At 38.4% G+C, this 6,718-nt stretch carries 6 protein-coding genes and 1 tRNA gene; 3 read left to right on the top strand and 4 right to left on the bottom strand.

All coding sequences use genetic code 11. The annotated features are described in order from the left end of the window. Positions 1–119 precede the first annotated feature (119 nt). Positions 120–377 (top strand): hypothetical protein, encoded by a 258-nt coding sequence (locus tag O3C63_09175; GenBank protein MDA0773097.1) that lies wholly within the window; start codon positions 120–122, stop codon positions 375–377. Positions 378–637: 260 nt separating this feature from the next. Here O3C63_09175 and O3C63_09180 read toward each other — a convergent pair whose 3' ends face one another. From O3C63_09180 to O3C63_09190, 3 genes are all read right to left on the bottom strand, one after another. Next, positions 638–1,798, bottom strand: a complete 1,161-nt coding sequence (locus tag O3C63_09180) for a hypothetical protein (GenBank protein MDA0773098.1) — start codon at positions 1,796–1,798, stop codon at positions 638–640. 490 nt (positions 1,799–2,288) lie between these two features. Next, positions 2,289–2,364: transfer RNA gene (locus O3C63_09185), tRNA-Ala, on the bottom strand. Between the two features lie 187 nt (positions 2,365–2,551). After that, a complete protein-coding gene (locus tag O3C63_09190; protein MDA0773099.1) occupies positions 2,552–4,321 on the bottom strand; it encodes a tetratricopeptide repeat protein in 1,770 nt (589 codons plus the stop codon). A 229-nt stretch (positions 4,322–4,550) separates the two neighbouring features. Here O3C63_09190 and O3C63_09195 point away from each other — a divergent pair, with 229 nt between their 5' ends. Further along, a complete protein-coding gene (locus O3C63_09195) occupies positions 4,551–5,195 on the top strand; it encodes an HD-GYP domain-containing protein (GenBank protein MDA0773100.1) in 645 nt (214 codons plus the stop codon). 20 nt (positions 5,196–5,215) lie between these two features. Here the strand turns inward: O3C63_09195 and O3C63_09200 are convergent, their stop codons facing one another. Further along, entirely contained in the window at positions 5,216–6,268 is a 1,053-nt protein-coding gene (locus O3C63_09200) for a Fic family protein (GenBank protein MDA0773101.1), read from the bottom strand. A 270-nt stretch (positions 6,269–6,538) separates the two neighbouring features. Here O3C63_09200 and O3C63_09205 point away from each other — a divergent pair. After that, positions 6,539–6,718, top strand: a 180-nt coding sequence (locus tag O3C63_09205) for a hypothetical protein (protein MDA0773102.1), incomplete at its 3' end; no start/stop codon positions are given.

The raw sequence follows: 6,718 nt of genomic DNA on the forward strand, positions 1-6,718 counted from the left end.
CCTTCAGGGGAGATACCAACCCTCTTCTCCATGACTCAACGGTGAACCCCGAAACGCTTGAGCAAGATGTAGAGTCTGATCTAAATCATAAAAGAAATCCTGACGATTAATACCACGAGATGAAACATGATAGAAAGGATTTTAAAAATCTATGTAAACAGGTTCTCAGTAGAATCTATGCTAATGAATGTCTTGATGAAGTTCTTGATAGATCTGATGGTTTAAAAAGAAAAGAATATGATAGTCTTGAATATCTTTATAAGATTAAAAACTCTATTGAAATATATTTTGATCAATTTCGGGAGTGGATAAAAGATTCAGATTTGAGAGCTTTCGATTTTCAGGGTCGTATCCCGCACAACGCACACTTTGGTTAAGGTCTATTCCTGATTTGGATTTTTAAACGATTCTTGGTGAAATTTTAAAATGTTGGATTGTGGGGACTTGACCCTAAGTTCCTAATTGAGCATCAATAGATAGCATCTGTCTATCTTCCTCTTCGGAAGATTTACGGCAGTAAATAAAATATCTCATGAGGATAATTGTAATGAATTGAGAATAAAATGGCCAGTTAAATACTTATAATCTTAGTTGTGACAATTTTAAAATCTAGTTTTATATGAATTATTCTTAAATATCAAGCAATATCTATCATTGGATCTCTAGGTCTAACGTCCGGCACAGGATATGATCCGTCATCTATTGGTAAAGGTTCTAAACGTGGGTCTGGAATAAACCCGTCTTCAATAGGTCTTTGCCCAACATCAGGTCCTGGAATGAATCCCTTGTCCCATTCTAGCCTTTCCAAGATCTCCTCTCCACTATAACCTGCTAATCTCAAGTATATAGAAAGTCCATCACTATAACCTGCCATACCATCGTTATCTACATCAAAAGATCCTCGTTCAACAGCTTCTTGTAAACGCTGTTCAACTTCCTTGACAGTTGTGTTTCCAACAATAAAAGGTTGAAGATCTGCACCTCTTTGTCCTTGCAAGTAGTGAAATATCAAAGTTCCATCAGTAGCAGCATTGGTTTCTCCATCTCCATCAATGTCATAAGCTCCTACAGCTTTATGCTCGTCGATAAACCTTTCAACACCTGGTCCTGTATTATTATTTCCTTGGATAAACCCTGGAAGAGAGCTACTCGGCAGACTAAAAAGTCTAGCAAGTATAGTTTGCGCATCTCTATAACCAGAGACTCCGTCATTGTTTACATCAAAAGCCCCCTCCTTAAAGGATTGCTCTAATTTCTTTTCAACGTCCTCCACACTTGCATCTCCATCAATAAACGGTTTTAGAGCATCTCCTCTTACGCCCATTGAGTAGAGCAAGATCAAATTTCCATCACTACTTGGACTTGTTCTGCCATTACCATCAATGTCATAAGCCCCTGCCTCTTTATTTCCATCAATGAATTCTGCTAATTCTTCACCCGTTGTTCTTCTTAAGTATAAGTTGGGATCTGGTACGAGATAACCTTCTTTCTCTATTTCTTTCTTGATCAAATCAATTTCTTTCTGAGTAGCTCTTCTTAAGTTGGGATCTGGTACGGGATAACCTTCTTTCTCTATTTCTTTATTGATCAAATCAATTTCTTTTTTAGTAGCTCTTCTTAAGTTGGGCTGAGCAAAAGAATCAGAACGTTGCTCACGAATATTTGCTGACAACCTACTTGCAGTATTACGCAATCTTCGTTTTGCATTAGTCTGATCATGAGAACTTGCACTGGAACGAGATTGATCTTCACTATTATTAGCAACTAATCCTATTTTATTGTTGCCTAATGGTCGCATTAATTTTTTTTAGCATCTAAGGGTTAAAAAGCAGTTAAATCAAAATTTTTAGGGTTTTTATTAGATTAGTAGCTTAGGCTAAGGTCCCCAGAAATCCAGATACTATGTGTATGACCGCAAGTTTTCAGACTTTTAGAGTATCAGCTTTAGGCAAATTCTCCTTTGGACTTATCAAATACAAAAGTATCGTAACCCTCTTCTCCATAACTCAACGGTGAACCCCGAAACGCTTGAGCAAAACGATTAAGTATCGTTTTGTGATAAGCCTCGGAGAGGAGGTCGATTTATAAATAATGGTGGACCCGAAAGGATTTAAGCAGCTAAATTGCGATGCAATTTTACGCTGCTATCGGGGGTCACCAGTAGTCAATCTTGCACCCGGTTTTGTCACGACCCCGATATCTTCGACAACCGGTCGAAGATTCAAATCCTGCTACCCCACAAAAATAAATATCCTCACCTTAAAAGGCGAGGATATTTATTTTTATAATGGTGGACCCGAAAGGATTTGAACCTTCGACCTCCTCGGTGCAAGCGAGGCGCTCTACCAACTAAGCTACGGGCCCTTGTGTGAGATCACGATTATCTCGCGATTTTTAGCTAACCCCAGTTAAAGGAGGCGGACCCTTTATGACTGCTCCTGCTTGCGCAGTCGCCATCAACTAAGCTACGGGCCCTGAACAGCAAAGATCTTAACACAAGAGCTTGAATTAACAAAGCAACAAAGGATTTTCTTAAGAATGAAAAATGTCATTACAAGAAACTCTTGATGTATTCTTGACGCTCTCTAGCCTCACCAGCATAGTCTCCAGTAGGAGCAAGACCAAGATATTTATTATAAAGCTCGATAGCTTCAATTAATTTACGTTGATCTTCAAGAATCAAAGCGGAGAAGAAAACTGCTTCGGTTTGATTCGCCTCATCTAAGTCATATGCTTTTTGGTAGGCATTAAGTGCACTTGAGTCTTTAGCTACAGATTGATAAGCCGTGCCTAAGTTATACCAAGCGTTGGCATTTCCAGGTACCAGCTTCACGACTTTTTGATACAGTGTAATCGCTTCATCGTTCTTCGCTTCTGACTGAAGGTTAATTGCCTCAGTTAGTAATGCGTTAGCTTGCGCAATTTCCACAGAACGAATCGCTTCAGAGTAAGACTCATCTGGTTTGATTGCATAGGCTTTGTGATAATTAGTTATTGACTGATCTAATTCATTCAATGCTTGATAGGCAACCGCCATGTTATAAAACAAACTATCGTCAGCTGGTCTATCAACGCTAATCCTCTCATAGATTGAGATTGCGGATCTGTAATCACCCTTTTGTTGGTAAGCAATTGCCTGCTTAAATGCTTCAGCAATTTGTTGTTCTTTTTCTTCTACACCAAGTGCTGCAAGTGCTTGTTTCGCTTCCACATGATCAGGAAAGAGTTCGCATGTCTTGGCATAGGCTTTGCGCGCGCGCACCATGTCACCCTTGGCTTGAAACGCTGTTCCAATATTGTAATGAATATCAGGATTGGTTGGTTCAAGATTGAGCGCTTTGATGTAGTGACTCAAACTTTCATCAAGTTGTCCTTGTTTTTGCAGCACGACAGCTCGATCAAGAAACAAATTCACTTGTGTTTTAATTCTGTCTTCTTTTAAAGTATCAAGACCTCCCAAAGCAAGCCTATTAGTTGGATCTATCTGCAAGGCTCTACGGAAGCTACGTTCAGCTTGGACAAAGTCACCGCGCAATTGATAAGCAGTACCAAGTCCAATATGATTGTTTGCAAGATGCGGCGCAATTCTAATTGCAGCCAGCCAACCATTGACTAAAGCAGACTGAGCATCGTTATTGCCTGGATCTCTTTGAATTGCTTTTTCGTAGTAATCAATCCCTTGATTAATTTTGCCAATCGCAACATGAACATCACCGAGCTTAACGTAAGGACGAGCATCATTAGGATTAATTGTCATTGCCGCATTAAACGCTTCAATTGCATTTCCTACATAGGTTTGATCCTGAGGTGATTTCAAAGAAAGCAAATGATAGTTGGTTCCAATCTCAACATAGGCTTCGACTGTTTTTTGAATTCTATTTGCTTCACGCAACTCAGCAATGGCAGCATAAAAATTTTCTTGCAATCTTTCTTGTTTCGCTTGCAAAATTCTTTTGTTTTGATCATCAACAGATTGTTCAAGATCTTTGAGTTTGTAATTCAAATTGTCTCTGGCAACTCCGTTTTCTTGGTTGTAATAAAGCGCATTTCTAAACTCACGAGCAGCACCAGCACCGTCAGTCCTCTCAGCTAGGTATTTACCGTAGTTGTTATGGGCGATACTGAGGTTTTGCTTGATTTGTATATTTTCAGGATCAAGATCCAGGGCTTTAGCAAATGATTGGATTGCCAAGACAAAATTGCGATTACTATGATAGGTAATCCCCTGATTAATTAGGCTGGTAACATCAGACTGCGCTGAATAAGCCCCTGCTGGCAAGTTCAAACTTAATATAAGTGCAATTGTAAGGAGTTCACGCATTTTCAATAAATCTGTCGACATCACTAACCTAACTTAGTTTTGCAGAATACTTCCTATTATATCCCAGTAAAACACGTATTACATATTTATTTTGGCTAGAACTATACTTTGTACGATTAAGTCGCAAAAAACATTCTATTTAATGTTTTCTTAAAATTAAAAACATAATATTATATATGTAGGTGGAATGGCTCAGTGAGTCTTTTTTGTTTTGGCCTAAAAAAAAAATATGAGTGAAGAATTTTACAATATTGCCAAAGCCCTGATCTACTCGCTAGAGACCAAGGATCCATATACCAGTGGCCACAGCTACCGGGTATATAAGATGTCCAAAGATCTAGGTGGTATGTTCAGTTTAACTGATGAAGATCGCTTCAATCTTGAAGGTGGATCACTATTACATGACATCGGCAAGATTGGTATCAAGGATGATGTACTTTTTAAACCAAGCTCATTAACTTCTGAAGAATTCACCATCATGAAGACCCATGTCATTTTGGGCGCCAATATCATTTCTCAAGTACCGACGCTCAAACGCTGTCTAGAACCGATTCTGTTTCACCACGAGCGCATGGACGGCAAGGGCTATCCGCACGGACTTGACGGAGCGGACATTCCCTTCATTGCCAAAATCACCACTGTAGCTGACGCCTATGACGCTATGACAACCAATCGAGTTTATATGCCAGCGCGCTCACCGGAGGAAGGACTTGAAGAAATCATTCGTTTTTCTGGTACACAATTTGACCCAGAAGTCGTCGAAGCCTTTGTTGCTTGGTGGCACCAGAAACACAAAGAACGAGATCCAATTATTAGTTCAGGGGATTTTAAAGATAGTGAGACTATGACTACTGATATTGCAAAGTTGCATTAATTATTTGCCAGCATCAACAACTAACAAAAATAATTATTAACAGCAAATTCATACTGCTCAATCACAAGCTCCTTAAGATACCTAAGATTATTTTGTTCATAAAAGAGCAAGATCGATTTTTTGTAGTCCTGAATATCAATACTTCTGTATGAAAGAGGGCAATAATCATATGCCATCAAAATTGCGTTTGTAGCCATACGCGCTGTTCGCCTATTACCATCTTCAAATGCTTGAATATATGGAAATAAAACTGAGCTATACAAAGCCTTAGCAATAACTGTGCCCTCCTGATTAATTAAGACACAAGTCTTCTCCAAAGCTTCCTTGATTTGAAATTCATTTTCAAGAGGTCTATAGCTTGTGCCAGTAATGCCTACTAATTTCTTACGGATATTCTGATCAATAGCTAATTTATCAATAACTAAATTATGTAAGTCTATTAAATTACTCAAGCTCAACTTCTTATAAGTAGATGAATTTTCAAGCAAGTAATCTAAAACTTGCTTGTGATTAAGAAGCATCTGTGCTTCTTCCTGACTATGATTGGGATTTAAGATACCTGTTTTAAGTAGAGCCTCAGTATCTAACAAGGAATATGTGTTGCCTTCAATTTTAGATGATTTCCAAGCTAGTTCAATAGTAAGCCTTTCAAATTCTTTCTTTATAAGCCCCTGGCTTAATTCAGATTTGCTAAGTTGATATTTTTTAGTCAACTCATCAATATGTTTCGATTCAGACTGAGTGAATATTTTTTCAGAGCTCTCTTGAAGATCGTTGAAAATTGAATGCTCAAATCGTTGCTGGATTTTTCTTAAGTCTAGTTCTATATCAAAGTAAGTTTGTTTATCAATAACTTTAGTCAACTTATATAATGGCAGCAGAGAGTAATTAGTTGCTTTTGCCTGACCTTCTCGCTTCACCAAACCTTGTTCTTGCAAAAAGTTCAAATCCCTAACAAGGGTTTTTTGACTAACATCAGTAACTGCGGCTCTAAGCTCAGCAATGCTAACGCTAAGCTTCTCTCCTAAAACTTCGAGTATGTATATTTGACGCTGGTTAAGATTCGATTCCAAATTTGACTTCCAAACTCCAATCGGGACATTTCTGTACCCATTATACCCTCAATCGGGACAGTCATGTCTCAATTAAGGATGTAATGAGCACAGAGATGTCCCGATTGACCAAAAACAAAGCCAAAGATCCAATTGTAAAGACAGTGATACTACAGTGTACTGGTATTGTTAAGTGGCATTAGCAATACAAAAAATAGTTCAATCCGGTATTGACAAGTAGCAAGCCGCTTTGCTATTATCTACTGGCAGTAAGATATAGGAGATTACAATATGAGCTACAAAATACAACAACCAATAACACCAAGAGATTTATGCCATATTGGGACAATAAGTCCTAAACACGAGGGGGATCCTCTAGATTATGCCGCCTATAATTTTACTGGATTTGAAGAAACTAATAGAGATGAATCTCAAGCACTTTTAAAAGCAGATGCTCAAGAACCAGTTATC

It is taken from the genome of Cyanobacteriota bacterium, assembly GCA_027618255.1.
Lineage (GTDB): Bacteria > Cyanobacteriota > Vampirovibrionia > LMEP-6097 > LMEP-6097 > JABHOV01.